Below are 23280 nucleotides of genomic sequence, written 5' to 3'. Positions count from 1 at the left end.
CGCCGTCCGCACCCGCCGAATCCAGGCCACAGCCCCACGGTAGAGGCACCAATTAGTGCCTCAGAACAGCCCTCCCGACAACCATCACCCCAGGCCAGCGCACTACACCATGATCGAAAACGGCGAGGTGACCGAACTCAGGTCAGGCGGGCGGCCTCAGTCCGTCGCGGGCTCGCCGTCGCGCAGGCTGACGCCCCAGTAGTCGCCATACGGATAGAGCGTGAGGTGCGCGGCACGCAGCACCCTGGTGACGACGACCACGCTGTCGCCCGGGCGCGCCGTCTCGGGGACGAACAGCGCGATGTTCTCCGAGGTCCCGGCCAACGTCTCCGGGACCAGCGTGGACAGGTAGAACCCGTTGTTGGGAATCTTCGGCGGCGTTGACGCCGGGCGGTCGGCCTGGGTGGAGGCGACAGCGGGCACGTTCCCCGCTGTCGCCTCGTCGGTCGGTGCCGGGCAGTCCGGGGACCCGGTCCGGCAGGTGAAGGTGACGAGCGCGAGCACCAGGTCATGCTCGGTGTCGGCTTCCAGGATCGGCTCACCCGCCGTCCAGCCACCGGCCGGCACGGCGCCGGCGCCGAGGCGGGGCGTCGTGGCCACCGCCGTGACCCTGATGACGTAGTCGTCCGCGGCCAACGCGCCCCCGTCGGCGGGCAGGTCGACGATCCGGGCGTCGGCCCCCGCGAGCCGCGCGAACCCGGCCCGGTCGACGCCGCGGCAGCAGGTGTCGAAGGCGTCCATCGAGGGGTTCATCGCCTCGTCCACGACGGGCGCGAGCGGGCCGCACCCCGCCGCCGCGACCGCCGCCACCAGGCCGGCGGCCGCCGCCACCCGCGGCCGCCACCCCCGCCGGGCGGCGGGCCGGCGCGCCGGCCGCCGGCGCGCGAACGCCGGCGTGGAGACCGAGCCGGACTGCGCGGGCGGCCTCGGCCGCGCCTCGAACGTCATCCGCCCATGTTTGTCATTGGAAGGGCGGTATGACCCCGGCTGTCCGTCACCCGACGGTCGTCCGTGTGCCGCGTGACCGCCGGCCGCGCGGTCGCGAGCCGCGCGGCGGCCAACCTCGCGGCCCGCCGCGAGGCTCGCGACCGCGGAGCGGCCAGGGCGGAGCGGCCAGGGCGGCGTGGTCCGAACCAGGCGGGGTCGGGGCAACGGAATCAGGAGCGGCGGGACGCGTCGGTCTCGCCCGCACGGGCGAGGGCCTGCCCATGCCGGGCGGCGGCCGCGGCGGCGTGGCCCCGGAAGCTGGCGAGGACGCGGCGGACGGCGAGGCGTTCGGCGTGGTCGGGCCGCGCCAGGGCGATCAGGTAGCGGGCGGTGTCGAGGCCGGCGACCTCGCGCAGGACAAGGCCGCGGCCCGTCGGAGTCGTGAAACGCGGGAGCACCGCGACCCGGTCGCCGCGCACGACGAGGGCCTCGATCAGACGGTTGTCCCGCAGCCGCTGCGCGACGACGACCGATCTCCCGGTCGCTTCCTCGACGGCGAGGCGGACGGTGTCGAACGGGTATCCGTACGGGACGCCGTACCACTCGGCGTCGACGAGGTCCTCGGCCGTCACCCGGCGCCGGCGGGCGAGCGGATGGCCTTCGCGCATGGCGATGTCGAGCGGCTCGCGGGCGAGGACGACGGTCACCAGGCCGTCCGCGCCGGCCGGCGGCTCCCTGGTCAGGCCGTGGCCGATGACGATGTCGAAGTCGGTCACGAGGGCGGCGTACTCGTGCTCCGCCACGTCGACGTCGGCGCAGTCCAGGGTGACGGCCGTGGTCTCCAGCTCGGCCAGGACGTCCGGCAGCAGCAGGGTGGCCGCGCTCGGCAGCGCGGCCACCCTGACCAGGCCGGCCGGCTCGCCGCGGAACTCGTCGAAACGAGCCTGCACCTCGGCGAGCACCCGGGCGACGTCCCGGCCGGCCTCGGCGAGCAGTCGGCCGGCCTCGGTGAGCCGGATGCCGCGGCCGCGCGGCTCCACCAGCGGCACGCCGAACTCGCGCCGCGCGGTGCGCAGCTGCTGGGAGACCGCGGACGGCGTGCGGTGGGTGGCGGCGGCGACCGCGGTGACGCTGCCCCGCGCGGCGAGCTCGCTCAGCAACTCCAGGTGGCGGACATCCATGTAGGCAACCTACATAGTCGATGCAGATTATTTCACTTGTCCTAATGCTTTTGCCTGGTCACAGTGGCCGACATGCCGCCTCGCCATCGCCTGCTCGCCGTCCTCGTCGCGGTCACCTGGGGCGTGAACTTCCTGGCGATCGACGCGTCGCTCCGGCATTTCCCGCCGTTCTTGCTGGCAGCGCTGCGGTTCACCGTCATCGCCGTTCCCACGCTGCTGCTCGTGCCCCGTCCGGCCGTTCCGGGACGCTGGCTGCTCGGGCACGGAATCGGGTTCGGGATCCTGCAGTTCCTGTTTCTCTACTGGGCGATGTACGCCGGGATTCAGCCGGGGCTCGCGTCCCTGGTCCTGCAGTCGTCGGCGCCGTTCACCGTTTTCATCGGCGCTGTCGTCTTCGGTGAACGGATCACGCGGCGCCGGCTGGTGGGCCTGATGGTCGCCGTGCTCGGCCTCGCGGTCGTCGGCTGGCAGCGATCGCAACTGGCGGGCGCGCTCGGCCCGTTCCTGCTCGTGCTCGCCGGCGGCTTCGGCTGGGCGATCGGGAATGTCTGCAACGCGCGCGCGAAGGCGCCGAACCCGTTCCATCTCACGCTGTGGATGTCGGTCATCCCGCCGCTGCCGATGTTCGCGCTTTCACTTCTCGTCGAGGGCCCCCGCCAGATCGGCGCGGCCTTCGCGACGACGGAACACCTGGCCGGCGCGCTCGGCGGCCTCGCCTACACGGTGCTGATCGGCACGCTGCTCGGCTCGGGAGTCTGGAGCTGGCTGATGGCTCGCCACCCGGCCAGCCTGGTGGCGCCCTTCTCGATGCTCGTCCCCGTCGTCGGCCTGTCCACCTCCGCGGCGCTGCTCGGCGAGCAGCTCACCGGCCTGGAGATACTCGGCGCCGCGCTGGTCGTCGGCGGCGTGCTCTACGGCGCCGCCGGCGCTCGCCGCGGGCCGAACGCCAGAAGCGCGGTTCCGCCTTCGGCCCAGGACCACGCGGCCCGCGGCCAGGCCGTCAGCCCTCGCCAGCGCCAGACAGCCGGCAGCGCGTCCTGAAGCCGTCCGAGCCTGGACCGCGCCCCCGCGCGGGCGGGCGAGCTTCACCGCGCGGAGAGCGGCTGGCGAGCGAACGTGGGCCGTTAGGGGCCATCGGGGCCGTTGGACTACGGCCGAGGGCATTTCCGCCCGAACGGGCGCACGAACGCTGACAATCTTGGACAATGAGCGGACAACAAAAGGTCAACTTCATAGGCGGTCGGGGGACGCCATCAGGGAGCTCGCCGATGCACGACCTGTTCGACGATCGCACGCAGCGGGTGATCGTCCTTGCCCAGGAAGAGGCCATGAGCCTCGGCCATGACCAGATCGGCACCGAGCATCTCCTGCTCGGGCTGCTGCACCGGCGTACCGGCCCCGTACGCTCGGCGCTGGGGTCGCTCGGCGTCACCCTGGCCGGCACGCGGGCGGCGATCGAGACCGTCGTGGGCCGCGGGACGGCCAGGACACCCACCAGCCGCGGGAAGACGCGCCGGGGCCAGGTGCTGCCGCTCACCATGCGGGCCAAGTGGATCCTGGAGCGGGCGCGACGCGAGGCCAAGGCCGTCGGGCACGACCACGTCGGCCCCGAGCACCTTCTCCTCAGCCTGCTGCGCGAGGACGGCGGCGAGGCCTCGAAGGTCCTCGACCAGGTTCAGGTCGACCGCGAGGAGGCGCGCCGGCGGGTGCTGGCCACCCTTGGCGTGTTGCCCTACCCGGGCCCGACCGTCCTTGACTCGGTGTCGGGCGACCTCGACAGCCGGATCGAGGCGCTGCGGGCGGCCAAGGACGAGGCCCTCGACAACCGCGACTTCGGGCTGGCGGTCGAGCTGCGGCACGCCGAACGGACCCTCCTGAGCAGGCGCGAGCGCGCCGGCCAGTCGTCCAGGACCGCCTGACTCCACCGGAGCCGGCGGCCCCGCCGACCCGGCCGGTCTACGGCCGGCGCGGCGGGACCGCCGGCCGAAGCCGTCCGTCCTCGCGCCCGGCCGGCCGCGTCATCGCGTGGGGCCGTCCGTCGCCGGGCCGTCGGCGGGGGTCCCCGCCTCGGCCGGGACGCCACCCAGGCCGCGCAGGCAGAAGGCCCAGACATGCTCGGCGATGGCCTCCACCGGTTCGTCGGCCGGGGCGAAGGCGTAGTGGTGGTAGACGGTCATGAGCAGCTTGTTGACCAGGGCGGCGTCGCGGTCGGGGTCGGTGGGGGTGAGCAGGCCGGCGGCCTGGGCCTCGCGCAGCTCACGGGCGATCAGATCGGTCATGGGCTGGGTGGCCCGGGTCATGTCCTCCGGGAACCGCTGGTGCAGGCGCCAGTGCTGGGCGGTGATGAACCGGGGGCTGCTGCCCCGGGGCGAGCGGCCGGGCTCGTCGTCCTCCCCGCGTCCGCCGCGGCCGGACCCGTCGCCGCGGGCCACCTCGAGGCCGCGCAGGACGGCCGTGAGGTAGTAGTGCAGCCGGGCCACGGGATCGGGCAGCTCGCGCGCGGCCGTGGCGTAGCGTTCGGCGTACTCGGCGATCAGGTCCTCGATGACGGCGACCAGCAGCTGGTCCTTGCCGGGGAAATGCCGGTAGAACGTCTGGAGGGCGACCCCGGCCTCGCGGGCGAGTTCCTGGGTGGTGAACTGGTCGCCCTTTTCGTCGACGAGGCGGCGGGCCGCCTCGACGATCACTCGAGCCTGCTGGATGGTACGCAGGCGTGACCGCTGGACCGAAGGCGATCGGTCGGCGGCGCGTTCGGCCCAGGACACGGTACTGACGCTACCGTTCGTCGCCCCGTCGGCGGCGGGCAACCCGGCTCGGCCGGCCGGCCCGCCGCCGTCGGGAGTCGTCGCGCTCACCGTCGCGAGAACCCGTTCTCAGCCACCGCGGGCCGCGACGAGGGCACCACGGTTGACCTTTGTCGCCTCGCTTCGCGGAACGGCGTCGACCAGCTCGACCGTCTTCGGCGCCTTGTAGTGGGCGAGCCGGCTCTTGGCGAAGGCGATGACGTCGTCCGCGCTCGGAGGGTTCGCGGGGTCGGCGGGCTCGACGATGGCGTGCACCCTGCGGCCCCATTCCGGGTCGCGCAGGCCGACGACGACCACGTCGGCGACGCCGGGGTGGTCGATGAGCGCGGACTCGACCTCGGCGGGGAACACGTTGGCGCCGCCGGTGACGATCAGGTCGACGCGGCGGTCCACCAGGTACAGGTATCCGTCGGCGTCCAGGTAGCCCAGGTCTCCGGCGGTCTGGAACCCGTCGTCGGTGCCGCGCAGCCGCGGCGCGTCGCCGAGGTACTGGTAGCCGCCCGCGTAGGAGGCCGGCGACCGCAGGTAGATCTCCCCGATCTCACCTGCCGCGACCTCGGCGCCGTCGGCGCCGAGGATGCGCAGTTCGGTGCCGCCGAGTCCCCGCCCGACGCTGCCCTGGTGGGCCAGCCATTCGTCGCCCCGGATCGCCGTGAGGCCGAGGCCCTCGGTCATGCCGTAGGCCATGACGATCCGCTCCGGGCCGATGAGCCCGGCCCAGCGGTGAACCAGGGACGGCGGCATCGGCGCGGCGCCCTGCACGAAGAACTCGATGCTCGACAGGTCACGGCTGTCGGTTCCCGGGAGGTCCGCGATCCGCTGCAGCATTGTCGGGGTGGCGGTGAAGTTCGTGATCCGGTACCGCTCGACGACGTCCACGACCCGGGCGGCGTCGAACTTCTCCATCACGAGCAGCCGGTCTCCCGACAGCAGGCTGAACAGGGTCGAGAACCCATTGGTGTGGTACATCGGGGCCAGCACGAGGATCGTCTGCGGCCGGGGCACAGGGCGCCAGTTCTCCATCAGCGGCCCGGCGAACAGTGGGCTGTAGATGCCCGGCCGCCCGGAGACGATGATTTTCGGTGTGCCGGTCGAGCCGCTGCTGCAGATGCCGTTGACATGCGGCGAGACGACATCGGGCAGGTCGGGTACGTCTCCCTGCTCGGTCGCGTCGATCCAGTCCAGATCCGCCGGCCCGAGGTAGATCTTCGGGTCGATGACCTCGCGCAGCCGCGCGAGCTCCCAGTCGGGTACGTCCCAGCGCACCGGCACCGGGACCGCGCCGAGTTTCCACGCCGCCAGCACGCTCAGCACGAACTGCGGCGAGTTGCGCAGCCCGAGCCCGAGCCGGTCGCCGAGCCCGAGGCCTCGCTCGGCGAGCGCGCCGGCGAGCTGGCTGGCCCGTCGGTCGAGCATCGGCCAGCTGAACGCTGGCTCGGCGCCATCCAGCCCAATGTGGCGGAACACCAGGTCGGTCGGGTTCTCTTCGGCGAGTTGCCGGATCCGACGAGCGATGCTGACCTCGGTGGTCTCGGTCCCGCTCGTCTCGGTGTCACCGGCCTCGGCCTTTAAGGCTGCTTCCACGCCCGTCCTTTCGGGTTTGCGTTCAAGGCTTCCGCTGACGAAAGGCTTCGGTTCACGGACTTGCGCGCCAGGCTCCCCGCGCCAGGCTCCCGCATCGGAGCGCGGACGGCGCTTCGGCTACGGCCGGCTCAGCCGGACGCGGCGGTGCCCATCGCCGTGTAGGTCTCGGGCACGCCCTTGTCGTCCAGGGTGGCGACCAGCGTGCCCCGGGAGCAGAAGGTGGCCGACATCGTGCTCGCCTTGCCGTCGCACTTGAACTTGATGCCGCCGCCGGCTGGCAGCTCCGACTCGGGCATCGCCCTGATCGTGGAGGTGACGCTGGCGGGCGTGATCTCACCGGTGATCCCGGAGAGCGAAGTCTGCAGGGCCGCGATGGTCGTAAACATGATCATTCCGGCGGCCTTGCTGGTGTCCACGCTCGGCGCGTACTTGTCGATGACGGCCTTGTAGAGCTGCGTGGCAGGGTTGTCGGTCCCGATCGGGGTCGCCGCCGAGATCTCCATGCCATCGAGCACATCGCCGGATACCGCCTTGCGGGTGGCGTCCGTGACGCACTGGGCGATCGCGGAGATCGGGCCGGTGAACCCGACGGCGCGCAGCCCGTTGAAGGCGCTGATGCAGAAGGCGTCGTTGCCGAGGACGAACGCCAGGCTCGGCTCGCCGGAGGTGACGGCGCCGAGCTGCGGCGTCATGTCGGCCGTGCCCGGCGGGATGCGGATCAGCTCGAACTCGATCCCCGCCTTCTCGTACTCCGCCGGCGCGACGTTCGTCTGCAGGGCGGTCGCGGCCGGGACGTCGATCACGATCCCCGTGACCTTCTTCAGGCCCTTCTCCTTGGCCACCTGAATCGGCAGGCCGATGGTCCCCGCCGTCCCCTCGAGCAGGACGAACGTCGAGTCCTTGTCCGCGAGGATGCCCGGATCGCTCGTACCGTTGATCATCACCGGGATCTTCGCGTCGTGCAGCGGCCGCCACGCGGGCTCCATGACCGCCGACTCGCCGATCACGGCCGCGACCACATTCTCCTCGACCATGAGGTTGCCGCAGTCGGTCGCCTTGCCGGGGTCACCGAGCGCTTCGCACGTCACCACCTGGATCGGCCGGCCCTCGATCCCGGAGCGGTGCTCGTTGAGCCACTGCACGGCGGCGTCGACGACCGGGTCCTGGACCGACATGTCGGAGACGGTCGACTTGCCCTCCAGGATGACGCCGATCTTGACGGGTTCACCCTTCGCCGGGGCGACCGGCCCGAGCACGGAGGCCGCGGCGCTCGCCGACGGGGTCGGCGTGGCCGGTTCGTCGCCGTCGTCCCCGCAGGCCGCGACCAGCCCCACGGTCGCGGCCAGCGCCAGGGCCAGCCCGGATAAGCGCGATAAGCGGGATAAGCCGACGCTCGCCGGGTGGTTCCGTCGGCGGCTGGGCCTGTCCAACGAGATTTTCGTGGTCACCTCTTGCCCTCACATCACGGTCGAAGGCCCGGCGCAGCCCGAGGCGGGCCGGGAAGGACTGGTCGAAGCGGCGACGCCCGAAGGCGCGGACGCCGACGCGGTCGGTCGGAGGGATCGGCGGCATGCCCCGGAGGGAGTGCCACGGGAGTACGCGGCCGGAACGAGCCGCGTCGGCGGGTACCGCGGTGTCGTCAGGGTCGGCCGGTGGCGGGAGTGAACGCATGCTCGCAACATTCAATGAGGACGTCAAGCTCTACCTGGAGGTGAATTTGGGGCTTCTCACCGACGAGAGTCTCGTTCTACACTGTGACGACTGTCACGACCTACTGGCCCGGCCGGACGCCGCGAGCAGCGAGGGAGGGCCAAGGCGTGGACCTGTCTAGCTCAGACGCGAACCCGGGTCCAGTGCGCGCCCGGACCAACCCGCGCGGGACGCGTCCGGCTCACCGGAACGCGGTCGCCCGCGGCCGACCCGCCGCGCGCATCTCCATCGCGCTCCGGGCGGGCATCTCCGTCGCGCTCCGCGCCAGCGGCGACACGCCCGGCGCCTGAACGCCTCCACCGAACCGAATGCCTCGACGCCGGCGGGGGGCAGGAGGAAGGGTCGTCAGTGGCGACGGTCGGCCATGGACCAGACGGAGGAGCGCGGGCGTGTCAGTGGGCGAGACGAAAGACGAGGCAGGCGGGCTCAGGATCGGCTTCCACGCCCCGGCGGACCTGGAGCGCGTGACGGCACTGGAGGCACTGTCCATCGACTCGCTGTGGGTCGGCGGCCATGTCGCCTCGCCCAACCCGACGAGCGAGGCGATGACAAGCCTCGCCCGGCTCTCCGCGGTGACCCGGCGGGTGACGATCGGGACCTCGATCCTGTTGCTCCCGCTGTACACGCCCACGATCGTCGCGAAGCAGGTCGCCGAGCTCGACCGGGCCACCGGCGGGCGGGTCGTTCTCGGGGTGGGCATCGGCGGCGAGTACCCGGCGGAGTTCTCCGCCTGCCAGGTGCCGCTCCGGGAGCGCGGCCGGCGGACCAACGAGGCGATCGGGCTGCTGCGCCGCCTCTGGACGGGCGAGCCGGTCACCCACGACGGCCCGTTCTACCCGATGGAGAACGTCAGGATCCATCCCGCGCCGGCCCGGCCTGGTGGCCCACCCATCGTGGTCGCCGGCCGGCAGGAGGCCGCGATGCGCCGCGCGGCGCTGCTCGGCGACGGCTGGATGCCCTACCTCTACTCCCCGCGCCGCTACGCCGCCTCGGTGGCGACCATCCGCGAGCTGGCCGCCGACGCCGGCCGGGACCTGACCGGCTTCGACTGGTACGCGTTCGTGTTCGTCAACGTCGACCCGGACGGCGACGCGGCCCGCGAGGGCGCCGCCCGCATGCTGGGCGGCACCTACCGCCAGGACTTCCGCGCGATGGTCGACAGCGTCGCCGCGGCCGGCACCCCCGCCGAGGTCACCGCCAAACTGCGGGCCTTCGTCGACGCCGGCGCCCGCCACTTCATCTTCCTGCCCGCGCCCGGCCCGGACGGTGACCCGGATCCGGTCATCCAGCGCCTCCTGGCCGACATCGTCCCGTCGCTGCGGGACTACGCCCGGGCAACCCGGACGTAGCAGGCCCTCGCCCGGCCCCCGACTGGTCGGCGACAGTCGGGCCGATGGGACAGGATGGGCAGGTGAGCGACCCGCGGGCGTTGGCCGAAGCCCTGGCACGGGCCGGGGTGGCCGAGGTGGACATCTCGGCCCGGCGGCGGGCGGAGTACTCGTCGGACGCGTCCAACTACCGGGTCGTGCCGGCGGCGGTCGTCCGCCCCCGCGACGACGACGAGGTAGCGGCGGCGCTGGCGGCGGCCCGTGAGGTTGGCGCGCCGCTCACCGCCCGCGGCGCCGGCACCTCGATCGCGGGCAACGCGGTCGGCCCGGGGCTGGTGCTCGACTTCTCCCGGCACCTGAACCGGGTGCGGTGGGTCGACCCGGAGGCCCGCGTCGCCCGCGTCCAGCCGGGCACGGTCCTCGACGACGTCACGGCCGCGGCCAGGCCGCACGGGCTGCGGTTCGGCCCGGACCCCTCGACCCATTCCCGGGCGACCATCGGCGGGGCGATCGGCAACAACTCGTGTGGCTCGCGCGCGCTGCGCTACGGCCGCACCGCCGACAACGTCGTCGAGCTCGACCTGCTCACCGCCGCCGGCGACCGGCTCACGGCCCGACGCTTCGGCCGCGACGGCCTGGCCGCCGCCGGGCCGGTCGGCCAGGCGCTCGACGCGGTCGTCGCCGGCAACCTCGGACTGATCCGGACCGAGTTCGGCCGGTTCACCCGCCAGGTCTCCGGCTACTCCCTCGAACACCTGCTCCCGGAGAACGGCGCGGACCTGGCCCGGTTCCTCGTCGGCAGCGAGGGCACCCTCGGCGTCGTCCTCGACGCGACGGTCCGCCTGGTCGCGTCGCCGGCCGCGGTCGCGCTCGCCGTGCTCGGCTACCCCGACATGCCCACCGCCGCCGAGGCCACCGCCGGACTGCTCCCGCACGAGCCGGTCGCGCTCGAGGGCATGGACGCCCGCCTCGTCGAGGTCGTGCGGGCCCGGCGCGGCCCGGCCGCCGTGCCAGACCTGCCGCGCGGCGGCGGCTGGCTGTTCGTCGAGACGGCCGGCGCCACCGAGGCCGAGGCGGTCGCCGCCGCCCGCCGGCTCGTCGCCGACGCCGACTGCCTGGACGCGGCCGTCGTCACCGGCCCGGCGGCCCGCGCGCTGTGGCGAATCCGGGAGGACGGCTCCGGGCTCGGCGGGCGCACCCCGGCCGGCGAGCCCGCCTGGCCCGGCTGGGAGGACGCCGCCGTCCCGCCCGAGCGTCTCGGCCCCTACCTGCGCGAGTTCACCGCCCTGCTCGCCGACCACCGGCTCGACGGCCTGGTCTACGGGCACTTCGGCGACGGCTGCGTCCACGTCCGCATCGACTTCCCGTTCGCCTTCGGCCGCGACACGAAGCCGTTTCGCGACTTCATGGTCGCTGGCGCCAAGCTCGTCGCCGCCCACGGCGGGTCGATCTCCGGGGAGCACGGCGACGGCCGGGCCCGCGGCGAGCTGCTCGGCCACATGTACTCGGCCGAGGCGCTGGCCGTGTTCGGCGCCGTCAAGCACGCCTTCGACCCGGGCAACGTCCTCAACCCGGGCATCCTGGTCGACCCGCGCCCGATGGACGCCGACCTGCGGGTCCCGCTCGCCCGCCCGCTGCGCCGCGGCCTCGCCTACGCCTACCCGGACGACCAGGGCGACCTGTCGATGGCGGTCCACCGCTGCGTCGGCGTCGGCCGCTGCCGGGCCGACAACACCGCGGACGGCGGCGTCATGTGCCCGTCCTACCTGGCCACCCGGGACGAGAAGGACTCGACCCGCGGGCGGGCCCGGGTGCTGCAGGAGGTCGCGAACGGCACGCTGGTGCGCGGCTACCGCGCCCGAGAGCTGGCGGAGTCCCTGGACCTCTGCCTGTCCTGCCGGGGCTGCGCCTCCGACTGCCCGACCGGTGTCGACATGGCGACCTACAAGTCCGAGGTCCTCTACCAGAAGTACCGCCACCGCCCCAGGCCCGCGGCGCACTACAGCCTGGGGTGGCTCCCCCGCCTGGCCCGCGTCGCCTCCCGCGCGCCCCGCCTGGCGAACGCGCCGCTGCGCCGCGGGATGCCCTCCCGCCTGGCCAAGCGCCTCGGTGGCATCGACGAGCGGCGCGAACTCCCCGAGTTCGCCGCCCGGACCTTCCGCCAGTGGTTCCGCGAACGCCGGGCGCCGGCCGTGTCCCCCACCGCCGGCCCCGTCCTCCTGTGGGTCGACACCTTCACCAACCACTTCACTCCGCAGGTCGGCCAGGCGGCGGTCCGGGTCCTGGAGGCGGCCGGCTACGCGGTGGGCATCCTCGACAACCCCGTCTGCTGCGGCCTCACCTGGATCTCCACCGGCCAGCTCGACACCGCCAGGCGTCAGCTCCGGCGCACCCTCGACGCTCTGGGACCGGCGCTCGCGGCCGCGACCCCCGTCGTGGGCCTGGAACCGTCGTGTACCGCCGTCCTGCGCCGCGACGTCACCGAGCTGCTCCCCGACGACCCGCGCGCCGCCCAGGTGGCCACCGCGACCCGCACGCTCGCCGAGCTGCTCACGGCGACCCCGGGCTGGGCACCCCCGAGCCTCGCGGGCGTCCGGGCGGTGGCCCAGCCCCACTGCCACCAGCACGCCGTCCTCGGCTGGGCCGCGGACGCGGCGCTGCTCGCCGCGTCCGGCGCGGAGGTCACCGCCGTCGGCGGCTGCTGCGGCCTGGCCGGCAACTTCGGCGCCGAACGCGGCCACTACGACGTCTCGGTCGCCGTCGCCGAGACCGCCCTGCTGCCCGCGGTCCGCGCCGCCGCCCCGGGGACCGTCGTGCTCGCCGACGGCTTCTCCTGCCGCACCCAGCTCACCCAGCTCGCGGCCACCCGTTCCCGCCACCTCGCCCAGCTCCTGGACGACGCGGGGCCCGGCCGGGCGGGAGACTCATGATCTCCTGATGACTGGAGCCTGGTGCCATGCCTGGCGGCGTTCGCCCGGCACCGGCGTTCGCCCGGCACCGGCGTGCGGCTGTGCGCCCGTCCTGTCCGACGTCGCGGGGAATCGTGTCAGACACCAGAGCGATGACCAGCACTGTTTCGTAACCCTGATGTCTGGCAGGGCGTCCGGAATCCCTCGGGTGTCTGCCACGACGTGGGAGCGGAGCACGGATCGATCCAGGCATTCCGCGGGATCGGGTCATGGGTTGTGGTGCCGGACGAGGTGGATTTCGGCACCACAGCGTCTGGGATCATGGTCGAACACACCACAGGTCATGACCGGCCGCTCGACGGCGCCGCCCACATCGACCAAGATCCACGGAACCGGCGCGGCTCCATCAGCGCTGGTAGCCGGCCCGCAGGTCGTCGACGATCCGCGGGTGGTCGAGGGTGGAGGGCTCGAGAATGCGCGGAGCCCGGTCTGGCGCGAACACGCCGGCGGCGGTGAGCACGGCCTGGTCGAGGAATCGGGCCGGGGCGGCCTGGGCGGAGAGCACGAGCGGCGGCGGGGTCTCGCTGTTGCTCGCCAGCACGAAGCCCCAGTCCCCGAAGCTGGGGACGTCGACGTGGTAGGGCGTGGTCGCCAGGCCCGCCGCCCCGACCGTGCTCACCGTGCGCCAGTAGGCATCCGGGGTCGCGTACGCGCTGCCGGCCTGCACGGTGAGCAGGCCGCCGGGTGCGAGGACCGAGCGCACCAGGCCGTAGAACTCCTGCGAGTAGAGCCGGCCGAGCGCCGGAGTGTCCGGGTCGGGCATGTCCACGACCACGGCGTCGAACGGCTCGGACGGTGGGTCACGCAGCCAGCGGAACGCGTCGGCCACCACCACCCGCACCCGGGGGTCGTCGAGCGCGCCGCGGTTGATCCCGGCGAAGGTCGTCCGGGCGAGCTCGATCATCCGCGGGTCCAGCTCCACCTGCACCACCTGGCGCACCGTGGGGTGGCGCAGCAGCTCGCGCGCGGCCAGCCCGTCGCCACCCCCGAGGACCAGGACCCTGGCGGGATCACGGGCGAGCGCGGGGGCGACGAGCGCCTCGGTGTAGCGGTGTTCGTCAATGCTGGAGAACTGCAGGTCGCCGTCCAGGTAGAGGCGCAGGTCGCCGCCCCGGCGGGTGACGACGATCTCCTGGTACGCGGACCGGGTGGCGACCACGATCGGATCCGCGTAGAGCCGCTGACGGGCGTCGATCTCGATGTCGTGGGCGCGGTAAAGCAGGGTGCCGAGCAGGACGGCGGCGGCCAGGAGCGCGGCGAACGCGGTGAGGAGCGCGCGCCGGGTCAGCCACCGCCGCAGCAGCAGCGCGGCGACCACGGCCGCGGCGGCCACGTTGACCAGCCCCGCCAGCGCGGCTCCCCGGATCATGCCGGCGGCAGGCAGCAGGACGAACGGCCAGATCAGCCCGCCGACAAGGGCGCCGGCGTAGTCGGCCGCGTTGAGGTCGGCGAGCAGCCGGCCGCTGCCCCGCGCGTCCATGTCGGTCCGGCCGGTCTGCAGGAGCGTGACGAGCAGCGGCACCTCGGCGCCGACGAGCGCGCCGAGCAGCGCCGTGCCGAGGACGAGCACCGGCCCGCTGGTCGCGTAGAAGCTGAAGGTGACGTAGAGCGTGACGGCACTGAGCCCGCCGAGGACCCCGAGCAGGGTCTCGACGGCGACGAAGGCGGCGGCCGCGTGCCCGAGAAAGGGCTTGACCAGCAGCGCCCCGGCGCCGAGGGCGGCGACGAACCCGGCGACGATCAGTGAGGTCTGGGTGATGCCGCCGCCGGCGAGGCTCGTCGACAGGGTGAGCAGGACGAGTTCGTACACCAGCCCGCAGGCGGCGCACACGGCGACCGCGGCGAGCAGGAGTGGGCGGGCTCTCCGCGGCAGCGGGCTGACCGCCGGGACGGCCGTCAGGCTCGCCGTCGAGGTGGCCGGTGTGCTGCCCGCCGGAGCGGCCGCGGGGGCGTCGGTCGCCACGGCCGTCGTGGCGTCGGTCGCCCCGGCCGGCCGGGGCGTCAAGACAGCGCGGCCGCGGTGACCCCGCCGATCGCGACCAGGCTGGCGGCGATCGCCCAGGCCGCCGGGCTGAGCGTCGGCTCGTCGACGACCGCGCGCAGATGGCCGGGAACGACGCCGTCGAGCACGCGGAGCGCGAGCGCCTGCAGCGCGATCCCGACCAGGCCGTAGACCGCCGAGTCGACGAGGCCCTGGGCCAGCGAGTCCGAGCTGGTCAGGATGGCCGTGACGACGATGATCGCCAGGGAGAGGTGGTTGGCCGCGAGCAGGACGGTGGCGTTCGGCCGGCGGTCGACGTAGACCTGCCGGCGCAGGTTGCCGGGCGTGAGCAGATCGAGGACCAGGAAGCCGAGCGCGAGGACGCCGGCGCCGACCACGAAGTAGAGCAGGGTGGCGACGACACCCTCACCGACGTCGCCGACATCCACGCTGCCGAAGGTCACGAGGCTCTCCCGGTGATGTGCGGGGCGATGGGCGCTGGGATGGACACTGGGATGGGCTGTGGGACACGGGGACGGTTCCGCCCGGTCGGGCCGCGACGGCGCCGGCCGGGCTCACTTCCCATCGCCGGGACCGCCGTCGTCGCCGGCCGGCGAGCCGGGGGTGAACCCGCTCCCGAGGAAGGCGTACTGGCCACGGCGGTACGCGTCGTCGAGGTCCTCCACCCGCACGGTGCTACCCCGCGCGGCAGCGCTCACGATCACGATGTCGTCCGCGAAGCGGAGGTATTCGGTGCCCTTGTCGCTCGCCCGGGCGGCCGGCTCGATCCCGTTGGCGATCGCCGCGACGGTCCGGTCGACCGGCTCGGCCGAGGTGTAGCGCACGGTGTCGGCCTGCGTGCCGGTACGGCTGTAGTGGTCGCCGAGCCAGCCCCGGATGTCGTTGTCGCTGCCGCAGGCGGGTAGCACCGCGAGGGCGAGGGCAACGGGGACGGCGGGCGCGGCGCGGCGGGCGCGGCGGGCCAGACGGGCGGCGGCGGTCATCGCGGCTCCCAGCGGCTGTGGGTGGTCACGACCTCGTGCGCGCGGGCGCTGGCCCGGTCGCGCGAGCCGGGGTAGAGATGCCAGGTGCGCCACTGCCAGCCGCGCGGCGTCGGCGCGCCGGTCAGGGCGGTCACCGCCCGCTCGTCGCCGGGGAAGGCGGCGCACAGCCAGTCGGGTCGCCCGGCCCCCTGGGCCCGCAGGCTCGCCGCGAGCGCGTCGAGTTCGCGGCGGTCGACCGTGCGTACCCGCGCGGTCATGGTGTAGCCGTTCTCCTCCGCCCGCGACGGCAGCGGGCGGCCACCGGCCGCGACCGCGTCGCAGGACACCTGTTCGGTCAGCCGGCGCGGGCCCGACGTGGCGCTCACCGCGTGCGAGGCGCCGAGGACCGCCAGGGTCAGCACACCGTGCGGCGCGTGCATGTCGACGCTGGCCAGCGCCGGCGGGCTGGGCGCCCCGAGCAGCAGGCCGAGAGAGGCGGCGCGGACGTCGCGGGGCACGACCGACAGGTCGAGGGCCGTCACCGGGCGGGGACCGCCGCGCGATGAGCTGGTACGCGGGGGGCCTCGGGCACCAGGCGTCCTCTCGGGCGGGCAGGGATCGCCAAGCACGTATCGGACTCGGCGGACGAATCATGCCACAGGCCACACACGGCCGAGTAGGGGCCGGGCGCGGGGCCGCCGGACCGGCGGGGGTGCCACAGCACCCGGCCGCGGCGGCGTTCGCCGTTCCCCGCCGTCTCCTGCTCGACGCCGCCCTGTGGTGGCGGCGGGAGCGGCGGGGCCGCCGGAGGCCCGCGCGGCCCGTCAGCCGGTCAGGCGGACCGGTCGCTGGCCGCGATGCCCACGAGGCCGCCGATCACCGTGCCGATCACGACGGGGAACCCGTCGGGTACTTCCTTGTCCATGAGAACCATGGCGATCCAGCCTCCGATGGAGGCGAGCATGGCGACGCCCAGCAGGTAGAGCACCACGAAACGTGGCTCCCGAGACTTCCTGGCCCCGAGCGGGCCGAGCTCCGGCGTGTGCGCCGTCTCGAGCGGCACCTCGGCCTCGTTCGTCGACATCCGTCCTCCGTCGCGACGTCCATGGGACGGCGGCACCGACCAGAGCCACGCGATCCCGCCCCCACCAGCCGAGATGACTAGCAGCGTAGCCGATCAGCCAAAGGGGACCCAGAGGGGACATAGCGACCATTCCCGGCAGGGTCGCGATCGGCCGGGAAGCGCGGCGACCCGACGACCCGGCGAGCCCGCGGGCGGCGCCCCGCGGAGCCGGCGGAGGCACCGCCCCTGTGGACCATGCGGCACGGCCTCCGGGCGGGCGGCGGCCCTGGCCGACGAGGCCCGGCCGGTCAGCCAGACGAGGCGGGGCCGGCGGAGGGCTCGGTGGGGAACAGCGCGGCGGGAGGATGCGGCCGCATCGCGGGGGGAATGTTCGGCTCTGCCTCGACGACCCGCATGAGCAGGCCGAGCAGCTGCTCCTGCTCGCGCGGCGCGAGCGCTCGCAGCGAGGCCGGTGGCACGGCCAGCAGTTCCCGGGCCCGCGCCAGGACGTACTGGCCTTCCTCGGTCATCACCACCGTCTTGGCCCGCCGGTCGGTGGGGTGCGGCTCCCGGCGGGCCACGCCGCGCCGCTCCAGCAGGTCGACGACGCTGGTCAGGTACGACGGGTCGTGGCGGAAGGCCTCGACCAGCTCGCGCATGGGCCGCGGGCCACCGGAGAGCACCATGAGGATCTTCAGCGCCGCGGGCGTCAGGTCGACGGCCTGGCAGACGTCATGCATCCGGCTGTGGGCCTCACCGCCCAGCGTCAGCGCCAGCATCGCGCGCCAGACCTCGCCCGCGACGGCCTCGCGTGCACCAGCGGCGCGCGGGGTGTCCGGAGCGGCCTCGATCATGTGTCGATCGTAACCGGCCACGACGCCCTTGGTTCATTGTTACGACAATATGTTTGACACAACTCAACGACCGCCGGATGCTGGCCCTGACAAGGTTCGTCCCACCAGCCGCCGACCGAGCGGTGCCCGGGTTCCCGTCCGACCGGCGAAGCCAGCCCGGCGGGATCCCGCCCGGCCACCGTCCCGGGCCAGCCACCGTCCCCCGGGAGCACACCGTGCCCGACCATCCACCCGAAGCCCCGCCGCCGGCCGGCTCCGAGCCCGGCGCCGCCCCGGCCGCCGCGGCCGCCCCGGAAGCCATGGGCACCGGCGGCAGCTCCGCCAGGCTCGACCCGGCCCTGCTCAAGCTGTCCGCCACCGTGATGCTCGGCGCGATGATGGTGATCCTGGACACCACCATCGTGTCGGTCGCGATCCACGCTCTCGGCAGCGAGTTCGAGACCTCCCTGTCGACGATCTCCTGGGTGACGACCGGCTACCTGCTGGCGCTCGCGGTGGTGATCCCGCTCGCCGGCTGGTCGGTCGAGCGGTTCGGGGCGACCCGGATGTGGAACCTCTCGCTATCCCTGTTCATCCTCGGCAGCGCGCTGTGCGGGCTCGCCTGGTCCGCGGAGGCGCTGGTCGTCTTCCGCGTGCTCCAGGGCTTCGGCGGCGGAATGATCATGCCCATCTGCATGACGCTGCTCGCGCAGGCCGCCGGGCCCCAGCGGATGGCCAGGGTCATGAGCATCATCGGCGTCCCGACGCTGCTCGCCCCCGTGCTCGGCCCCGTCATCGGCGGTGTGATCGTCGACAACCTGAGCTGGCGGTGGATCTTCTATGTGAACCTGCCGGTCGGGGCGCTCGCGCTGTTCCTGTCCTGGCGGATGCTGCCGCGCGGCGACCGGGGCTCGGCGCACCACCGGCTCGACGTCCCGGGCCTCGCGCTGGTCTCGCCGGGGCTGGCGGCGCTGGTCTTCGGCCTGTCCGAGGCCGGCAACGACGGCGGCTTCGGCACCGCGAAGGTGCAGGTCAGCATCGCCGTGGGCGTGGTTCTGCTGGTGGGCTTCGTCGTGCACGCGCTGCGCAGGGCCGACCCGCTGCTCGACATGCGGATGTTCCGCAACCGCGCCTTCTCACTCGCGAGCGTCGCGACCTTCGTGATCGGCGCGATGCTGTTCGGCGCCATGTTCCTGCTGCCGCTCTACTACCAGGTGGTGCGCGGGCAGAGCGCGATGGACGCCGGCCTGATGCTGGTACCGCAGGGCATCGGCGTGATGCTCACCATGCCGCTCGCCGGCAGGATCGCCGACCGGCGCGGCGCGGGCTACGTCGTCCCCGTCGGCATGGTGCTCACGCTGCTCGGCACGATCGCCTTCACCCAGGTCGACGGGCACACCAGCGAGGTCCTGCTCGCGGCCTGCCTGTTCGTGCGCGGCCTGGGCTTCGGGGCGGCGATGATGCCCTCGATGGGCGCCGCCTTCGAGACGCTCGCCCCGAGCGAGGTCCCGCGGGCGACCACGACACTCAACATCCTGCAGCGGGTCGGCGGCTCGGTGGCCACGGCCCTGGTCGCCGTCTGGCTGCAGCGCGGCATCGCCAGCCGGCTGCCCGGCGTCGACGCGGCCGAGAACGCGCTGTCCGTCTCCGCGGGCGCGAAGCTGCCCGACCAGATCGCCGACCGGGTCGGCGAGGCCTTCGGCGCCACCTTCTGGTGGATCATCGGGCTGTCGGTCCTCGGCTTCGTCGCGAGCCTCTTCCTGCCCCGCCGCCCCGCCCCGCCGGCCGCGCCCGGGCCCGCGGGCACCGGCACGCCCAGCCCCGAGCGGCAGGTTGTCGCCGTCGAGTAGCCGGCCCGACCGCCGCGAACGACTCCGGCCCGCGGGACCCGCCCCGCGGGCCGGAGTCGTTCGCGGGTGTTGTCCCCGCGCGACCGGGTAGTCGCGGCGCATGACGAAGTGGGGCTACTTCCTGTCCAGTGAGGAGCTGAGCCCGCCGGAGATCGTCCGCAACGCGCGGGTCGCCGAGGAGGCCGGCTTCGACCGGGTGTGGGTCTCCGACCACTTCCATCCCTGGCAGTCGAGCCAGGGGGAAAGCCCGTTCGTCTGGTCGGTGCTCGGCGCGATCGCCGCGACGACGAACCTGCGGATGACGACGGCCGTCACCTGCCCGACCTTCCGGATCCACCCCGCGATCCTGGCCCAGGCGACGGCGACCACGGCCACCCTCGCCCCCGGCCGGTTCACGTTCGGGATCGGCTCCGGGGAGGCGCTCAACGAGCACATCCTGGGCGACGCCTGGCCGCCGGTCAGCGTCCGCCACGAACGGCTCACCGAGGCGGTCGAGCTGATCCGCCGGCTGTGGAGCGGCGAGACGGTCACCCACCGGGGCCGGCACTACACCGTCCACAACGCGAAGATCTTCAGCCGGCCGGACGAGCCGCCGCCGATCTACGTCAGCGGCTTCGGCGACAAGGCCATCCGGCTCGCGGCCCAGGCCGGCGACGGCTGGATCACGGTCCGGCCCGACGCAGACGGGCTGCGGTCCTATCGCCGCTTCGGCGGCCAGGGCGGCACCCAGGCAGGGGTGAAGATCTGCTGGGCGCCGACCGAGGAGGAGGCGGCCGAGACGGCGTGGCGCCTGTGGGGCCACGAGGGAACAGGCGGCCAGGCCTCGCAGGACGTGCCGACGTGGCACACGTTCGAGGCCCTCGGCGCCGCGTCTTCCCCCGACGAGGCCGCGCGGAAGGTCGCCTGCGGGCCGGACCCGAAGCGCGCGGCGGACGTGCTCGCCCAGTACGCCGACGCCGGGTTCGACGAGGTCTACGTCGCCCAGATCGGCCCCGACCAGGCCGGCGGGATCCGGTTCCTCGCCGAGGAGGTCCTGCCGCTCCTGCCGCCGAGGTAGGCCCGCTCCCCCGGGCCCGGTCGAGCGGTCCTTTGCCGGCGGACGGTGTGACAGGATCGGCGACGTGCCTGTGCGCCTCGTGCTGTGGGACATCGACCAGACACTGATCGACGCGCGCGGGATGGGCCGGCTGGTCTACCAGCGGGTGTTCCCGACGGTGACCGGCGTGCCGCTGCAGGAACTGGTCGCGCTGCAGCATGGGCGCACCGAGCTGGAGACCATCCACGACACGCTCGAACGGCACGGGCTCGCCGCCTCCGACGAGGTGGTGGCCGGCCTGCTCGCGGCGCTGGCCGCCGGTTTCGAGGCGGCGCGCGCGGAACTCGCCGGCCGCGGGCGGGTGCTGCCCGGCGCCCGCGAGGCGCTCGGCGCGCTGGCCGCCCGGACGGCCCTGCGCCAGAGCGTGCTGACCGGCAACACCAGAGCCATCGCGCAGATCAAGGTCGAGGCGTTCGGGCTCGATCCCTTCTTCGACTTCCGGCTCGGCGCCTTCGGTGACGATCACCGCGACCGGGCCGCGCTCGTCGCCGTCGCGCGCGACCGGGCCGCCGCGCTGCTTGGTCATCCGATCGAGCCCGACCAGGTCCTGCTCATCGGGGACACGCCCAACGACGTCGACGCCGCGCTCACCACCGGCGCCCGGATCCTCGCCGTCGCCTCCGGCAGCTACTCCGTCGACGACCTGCGCGCCGCCGGCGCGCCGACCGTCGTGGCGTCGCTTGTCGATCTGACAGGGCTGGCGGATGGCCTCTTCGACTCCACGGACCAGGTCCCGGCCGGCTGACCCTCGGCGGGTGGTCACCGCGGGGATGGCGCACCGACCGCGCGATATTGGCGGCAGCAATGGGTGTGAGAGAGATCGGCAGTGGAAGCGACGACGTCGCCCCAGAGCGGAGGCCGAATCCGTCACCCTCCGAAACGGAGAATGAAAGATGCCGGCGAGCCAGGCGCGGTACGGGGGGAGCCGCGCCGGCCTCGCCGGCACTACGACAGATGATGCCTGAACATCGCCGAAATGTCGATACCGCCAACATCGGTCTTCGGACGACCCTCTTGGCATCCACCTTCGGCGACCGATCCGGCTCTCAAGGTGGCCGTGGGCCCGCTTCCGCACATGAACCGCGGGGGCACGCTGGAGCGCCACAACCGAGAAGGGGCAAGGGGCGACGCCGCGTCCCGCCCCGCTGGGCGGGGCATGCCGCGGGCGCCGCGGCCGGTGGGCGGCCCGCCGAGGGCCGGCCCGGGGCTCCCACGGCCAGGCCGACCACCCGAGCACGGCCAGGCGACCACCCGAGCCGATGTGATCACGGATGCGCGCGACCGCCCCGCGTCAGGTGATCCACGGGCAGCCGTGGACCATGAGCGCATGGTTATCCCCGCCCCGAACGTCAGCGGGCTTGCTGACAGCTATGAGCGCACGCGCCCGCGGTACCCGGTCGAGCTGTTCGCGCACGCGGTCGGCCTGCTGCCGGCGGACGCCCGACCCACGGTCGTGGACGCGGGCGCCGGAACCGGGATCGCCCTGGAGGCCCTGCTTCCGCTGCTCCCGGCGGACGCCGAGGTCCACGCGGTGGACGTCTCCGGCGAAATGATCTCCCTCGGCCAGGAGAAGTTTCCCCAGGTGACCTGGGAACGGGGCGCGGCCGAGCAGTTCCTCGCGGGCCGCGACGGCGTCGACCTGGTCGTCGCCGCCCTGTCCTACCAGTGGATGGACCGGCCCGCCTTCCTCGCCTCGGCGGCCCGGGCGCTGCGCCCGGGGGGCGTGTGCATGGTCGTCCAGAACGACCGCGACTACCGGCCCGGTGGCCTCCCGGCCGACTACGAGGACCTGCTCAAGGAGATCTCGCCCTTCTACAGCCCCGGCTACCGGGGGACGATCGACGTCGAAGGGGAGCTCGCCGCGGCCTTCGACCAGGTGGAGCGCCGCCGAGAGGTCTGGCGGCAGCCGCTGCCGGTCGACGAGTTCATCCGCGTGAGCTCCACGTCCACCCAGGGCCAGCGCGCCATCGCCACCGCCGGGCCGCTCTACCTGAGCCGCCTGCGCGCCCTGTGCGCGCGCCACGCGCGCGACGGCCTCGTCCACGTCCCGCACGTCACCGAGGCCTTCTACGGCAGGGCCCGCGGCTGACCAGGGACGCGGCTGGCCAGGAGGTGGCCCACCGCCGACCGGCCCGCCCGCCCCGGCCCACCCAGCGGGCGGGCCGGGCCCACAAGGACCACGTCAGGTAGTCACCCTTACCGGGAGCCGCTATCCACAGGTTGCCTGCTGTGACTACTCAAGCGCCGGTATGTGTGGTACCACCTGGTTGCCGGTGAATCAGCCGGGACTGTCCCAAGTCCCGGCACGCCCAAGTCCCAGCAAGGGTGGTTCTCCGGTAGGCGGTCGGCCAGCCGGCCGCCGGTGGCCATGTGCGCGGCCACGTCGTTCCGCCTCGCGGCGGGCGCCAGCAGGGGGTGCTGCGCCCGTCGCGCCCGCCGCCGTCCCTCGGCGGTCCTGAAGCGTCAGCGGTGAACGGCGTCCTAGCCACGCCCATGGGAGGGCTCATGCCTTGCGGCACTGGTCCGCGCACACGTCCGACAGTCGCCGGAGCCGGGTCATGACGACGGCCATCACGCGACGCGCCCCCGGCTCCCCCCGGCCAGCCGCCGGCCGGCCGGCTGGCCCGGGCCAGATCCTGCGCGGCCTGCTCGCCCTCGCCAGCCTCGGTGGTTTCGTCGTCGCCGGGCCCCTCGTGCTGTGGCTGTGGCTCGGCCACCCGGTCCCGGTCATCGGGCAGGCCGGCGGCGCCCTGGACGTCGTCGCCGTCGTGGTCCTGCTGGTGTGGTCGTGGCTCGTCGTCTGCGTCGGCTACGAGATCGTCGCCCAGTCCGCCGAGGCGCGTGGCCGGCCCAGGACGATCATCGGCTCGGCCGCGTCGGTCACGTCGTTCGCTTCCACGCCCCGCGCTTCCACGCCCCGCGCTTCCACGTCGCGCGGTTCCGCGCCGAACGGCGCACGCCGCCGGTCGCC

20 protein-coding genes are annotated in these 23280 nt (G+C 73.8%); 9 read left to right on the top strand and 11 right to left on the bottom strand.

Annotated features, from left to right (window positions below; genetic code table 11):
- Nucleotides 1-156: 156 nt before the first annotated feature.
- Together I6A81_RS37200 and I6A81_RS37195 are read right to left on the bottom strand one after the other, a co-directional pair.
- Entirely contained in the window at nt 157-948 is a 792-nt protein-coding gene (locus tag I6A81_RS37200; RefSeq protein WP_203008411.1) for a hypothetical protein, read from the bottom strand.
- Nucleotides 949-1157: 209 nt separating this feature from the next.
- Nucleotides 1158-2108, bottom strand: a complete 951-nt coding sequence (locus I6A81_RS37195) for a LysR family transcriptional regulator (protein ID WP_203010450.1) — start codon at nt 2106-2108, stop codon at nt 1158-1160.
- A gap of 72 nt (nt 2109-2180) precedes the next feature.
- On the opposite strand from I6A81_RS37195, the gene I6A81_RS37190 reads away from it, so the two are divergent.
- Together I6A81_RS37190 and I6A81_RS37185 are read left to right on the top strand one after the other, a co-directional pair.
- The gene (locus tag I6A81_RS37190; protein ID WP_203005565.1) at nt 2181-3149 is read left to right on the top strand and encodes an EamA family transporter; all 969 of its coding nucleotides are present in this window, start codon (nt 2181-2183) and stop codon (nt 3147-3149) included.
- Between the two features lie 227 nt (nt 3150-3376).
- On the top strand, nt 3377-4027 hold the full coding sequence (locus tag I6A81_RS37185) for a Clp protease N-terminal domain-containing protein (RefSeq protein ID WP_203005564.1): 651 nt from the start codon (nt 3377-3379) through the stop codon (nt 4025-4027).
- A 99-nt stretch (nt 4028-4126) separates the two neighbouring features.
- On the opposite strand, the gene I6A81_RS37180 is transcribed toward I6A81_RS37185, so the two are convergent.
- The 3 genes from I6A81_RS37180 to I6A81_RS37170 all read right to left on the bottom strand — a co-directional run bounded on the left by I6A81_RS37180 (nt 4127) and on the right by I6A81_RS37170 (nt 7830).
- Nucleotides 4127-4873: a TetR family transcriptional regulator gene (locus I6A81_RS37180; protein WP_203005563.1), complete on the bottom strand. Its 747-nt coding sequence runs from the start codon at nt 4871-4873 to the stop codon at nt 4127-4129.
- A 108-nt stretch (nt 4874-4981) separates the two neighbouring features.
- Entirely contained in the window at nt 4982-6496 is a 1515-nt protein-coding gene (locus I6A81_RS37175; protein WP_203005562.1) for a class I adenylate-forming enzyme family protein, read from the bottom strand.
- Nucleotides 6497-6624: 128 nt separating this feature from the next.
- Nucleotides 6625-7830, bottom strand: coding sequence for an ABC transporter substrate-binding protein (locus tag I6A81_RS37170; protein ID WP_307875170.1), 1206 nt, complete (start codon nt 7828-7830; stop codon nt 6625-6627).
- Between the two features lie 765 nt (nt 7831-8595).
- On the opposite strand from I6A81_RS37170, the gene I6A81_RS37165 reads away from it, so the two are divergent.
- Both I6A81_RS37165 and I6A81_RS37160 read left to right on the top strand, forming a co-directional pair.
- Nucleotides 8596-9555 (top strand): LLM class flavin-dependent oxidoreductase, encoded by a 960-nt coding sequence (locus tag I6A81_RS37165; RefSeq protein ID WP_307875169.1) that lies wholly within the window; start codon nt 8596-8598, stop codon nt 9553-9555.
- Between the two features lie 44 nt (nt 9556-9599).
- Nucleotides 9600-12464, top strand: a complete 2865-nt coding sequence (locus I6A81_RS37160; RefSeq protein ID WP_203005559.1) for an FAD-binding and (Fe-S)-binding domain-containing protein — start codon at nt 9600-9602, stop codon at nt 12462-12464.
- A gap of 385 nt (nt 12465-12849) precedes the next feature.
- Here I6A81_RS37160 and I6A81_RS37155 read toward each other — a convergent pair whose 3' ends face one another.
- The 6 genes from I6A81_RS37155 to I6A81_RS37130 all read right to left on the bottom strand — a co-directional run bounded on the left by I6A81_RS37155 (nt 12850) and on the right by I6A81_RS37130 (nt 17384).
- Complete coding sequence (locus I6A81_RS37155) at nt 12850-14403, bottom strand: polyamine aminopropyltransferase (RefSeq protein WP_203005568.1); 1554 nt, start codon at nt 14401-14403, stop codon at nt 12850-12852.
- Nucleotides 14404-14504: 101 nt separating this feature from the next.
- Entirely contained in the window at nt 14505-14948 is a 444-nt protein-coding gene (locus I6A81_RS37150; protein ID WP_203005558.1) for a DUF350 domain-containing protein, read from the bottom strand.
- A gap of 111 nt (nt 14949-15059) precedes the next feature.
- Nucleotides 15060-15488 (bottom strand): DUF4247 domain-containing protein, encoded by a 429-nt coding sequence (locus tag I6A81_RS37145; protein ID WP_203005557.1) that lies wholly within the window; start codon nt 15486-15488, stop codon nt 15060-15062.
- Nucleotides 15485-16009 (bottom strand): DUF2617 family protein, encoded by a 525-nt coding sequence (locus I6A81_RS37140; RefSeq protein WP_203005556.1) that lies wholly within the window; start codon nt 16007-16009, stop codon nt 15485-15487. The genes I6A81_RS37145 and I6A81_RS37140 overlap by 4 nt, the downstream gene beginning before the upstream one ends.
- A 290-nt stretch (nt 16010-16299) precedes the next feature.
- Nucleotides 16300-16551, bottom strand: a complete 252-nt coding sequence (locus I6A81_RS37135) for a hypothetical protein (RefSeq protein ID WP_238430043.1) — start codon at nt 16549-16551, stop codon at nt 16300-16302.
- A gap of 287 nt (nt 16552-16838) precedes the next feature.
- Nucleotides 16839-17384, bottom strand: a complete 546-nt coding sequence (locus tag I6A81_RS37130; RefSeq protein WP_203005555.1) for a MarR family winged helix-turn-helix transcriptional regulator — start codon at nt 17382-17384, stop codon at nt 16839-16841.
- Nucleotides 17385-17599: 215 nt separating this feature from the next.
- Between I6A81_RS37130 and I6A81_RS37125 the strand changes: the two genes are divergently transcribed.
- The 5 genes from I6A81_RS37125 to I6A81_RS37105 form a co-directional block, all read left to right on the top strand.
- Nucleotides 17600-19213 (top strand): DHA2 family efflux MFS transporter permease subunit, encoded by a 1614-nt coding sequence (locus I6A81_RS37125; protein ID WP_407661442.1) that lies wholly within the window; start codon nt 17600-17602, stop codon nt 19211-19213.
- A 100-nt stretch (nt 19214-19313) separates the two neighbouring features.
- Nucleotides 19314-20270 carry a TIGR03557 family F420-dependent LLM class oxidoreductase gene (locus I6A81_RS37120; RefSeq protein WP_203005554.1) on the top strand — a complete coding sequence of 319 codons (957 nt, stop codon included), beginning with the start codon at nt 19314-19316 and terminating at the stop codon, nt 20268-20270.
- 64 nt (nt 20271-20334) lie between these two features.
- The gene (locus I6A81_RS37115; RefSeq protein WP_203005553.1) at nt 20335-21054 is read left to right on the top strand and encodes an HAD family hydrolase; all 720 of its coding nucleotides are present in this window, start codon (nt 20335-20337) and stop codon (nt 21052-21054) included.
- 582 nt (nt 21055-21636) lie between these two features.
- On the top strand, nt 21637-22398 hold the full coding sequence (locus tag I6A81_RS37110; RefSeq protein WP_203005552.1) for a class I SAM-dependent methyltransferase: 762 nt from the start codon (nt 21637-21639) through the stop codon (nt 22396-22398).
- 469 nt (nt 22399-22867) lie between these two features.
- Nucleotides 22868-23280: hypothetical protein (locus tag I6A81_RS37105; RefSeq protein WP_203010449.1), on the top strand; the 413-nt coding region annotated here is incomplete at its 3' end.

Source organism: Frankia nepalensis, from assembly GCF_016786325.1.
Taxonomy (GTDB): Bacteria; Actinomycetota; Actinomycetes; order Frankiales; family Frankiaceae; genus Pseudofrankia; species Pseudofrankia nepalensis.
Note: the sequence above shows the minus strand (reverse complement) of the source record. Positions and strands in the feature narration are given on the sequence as shown.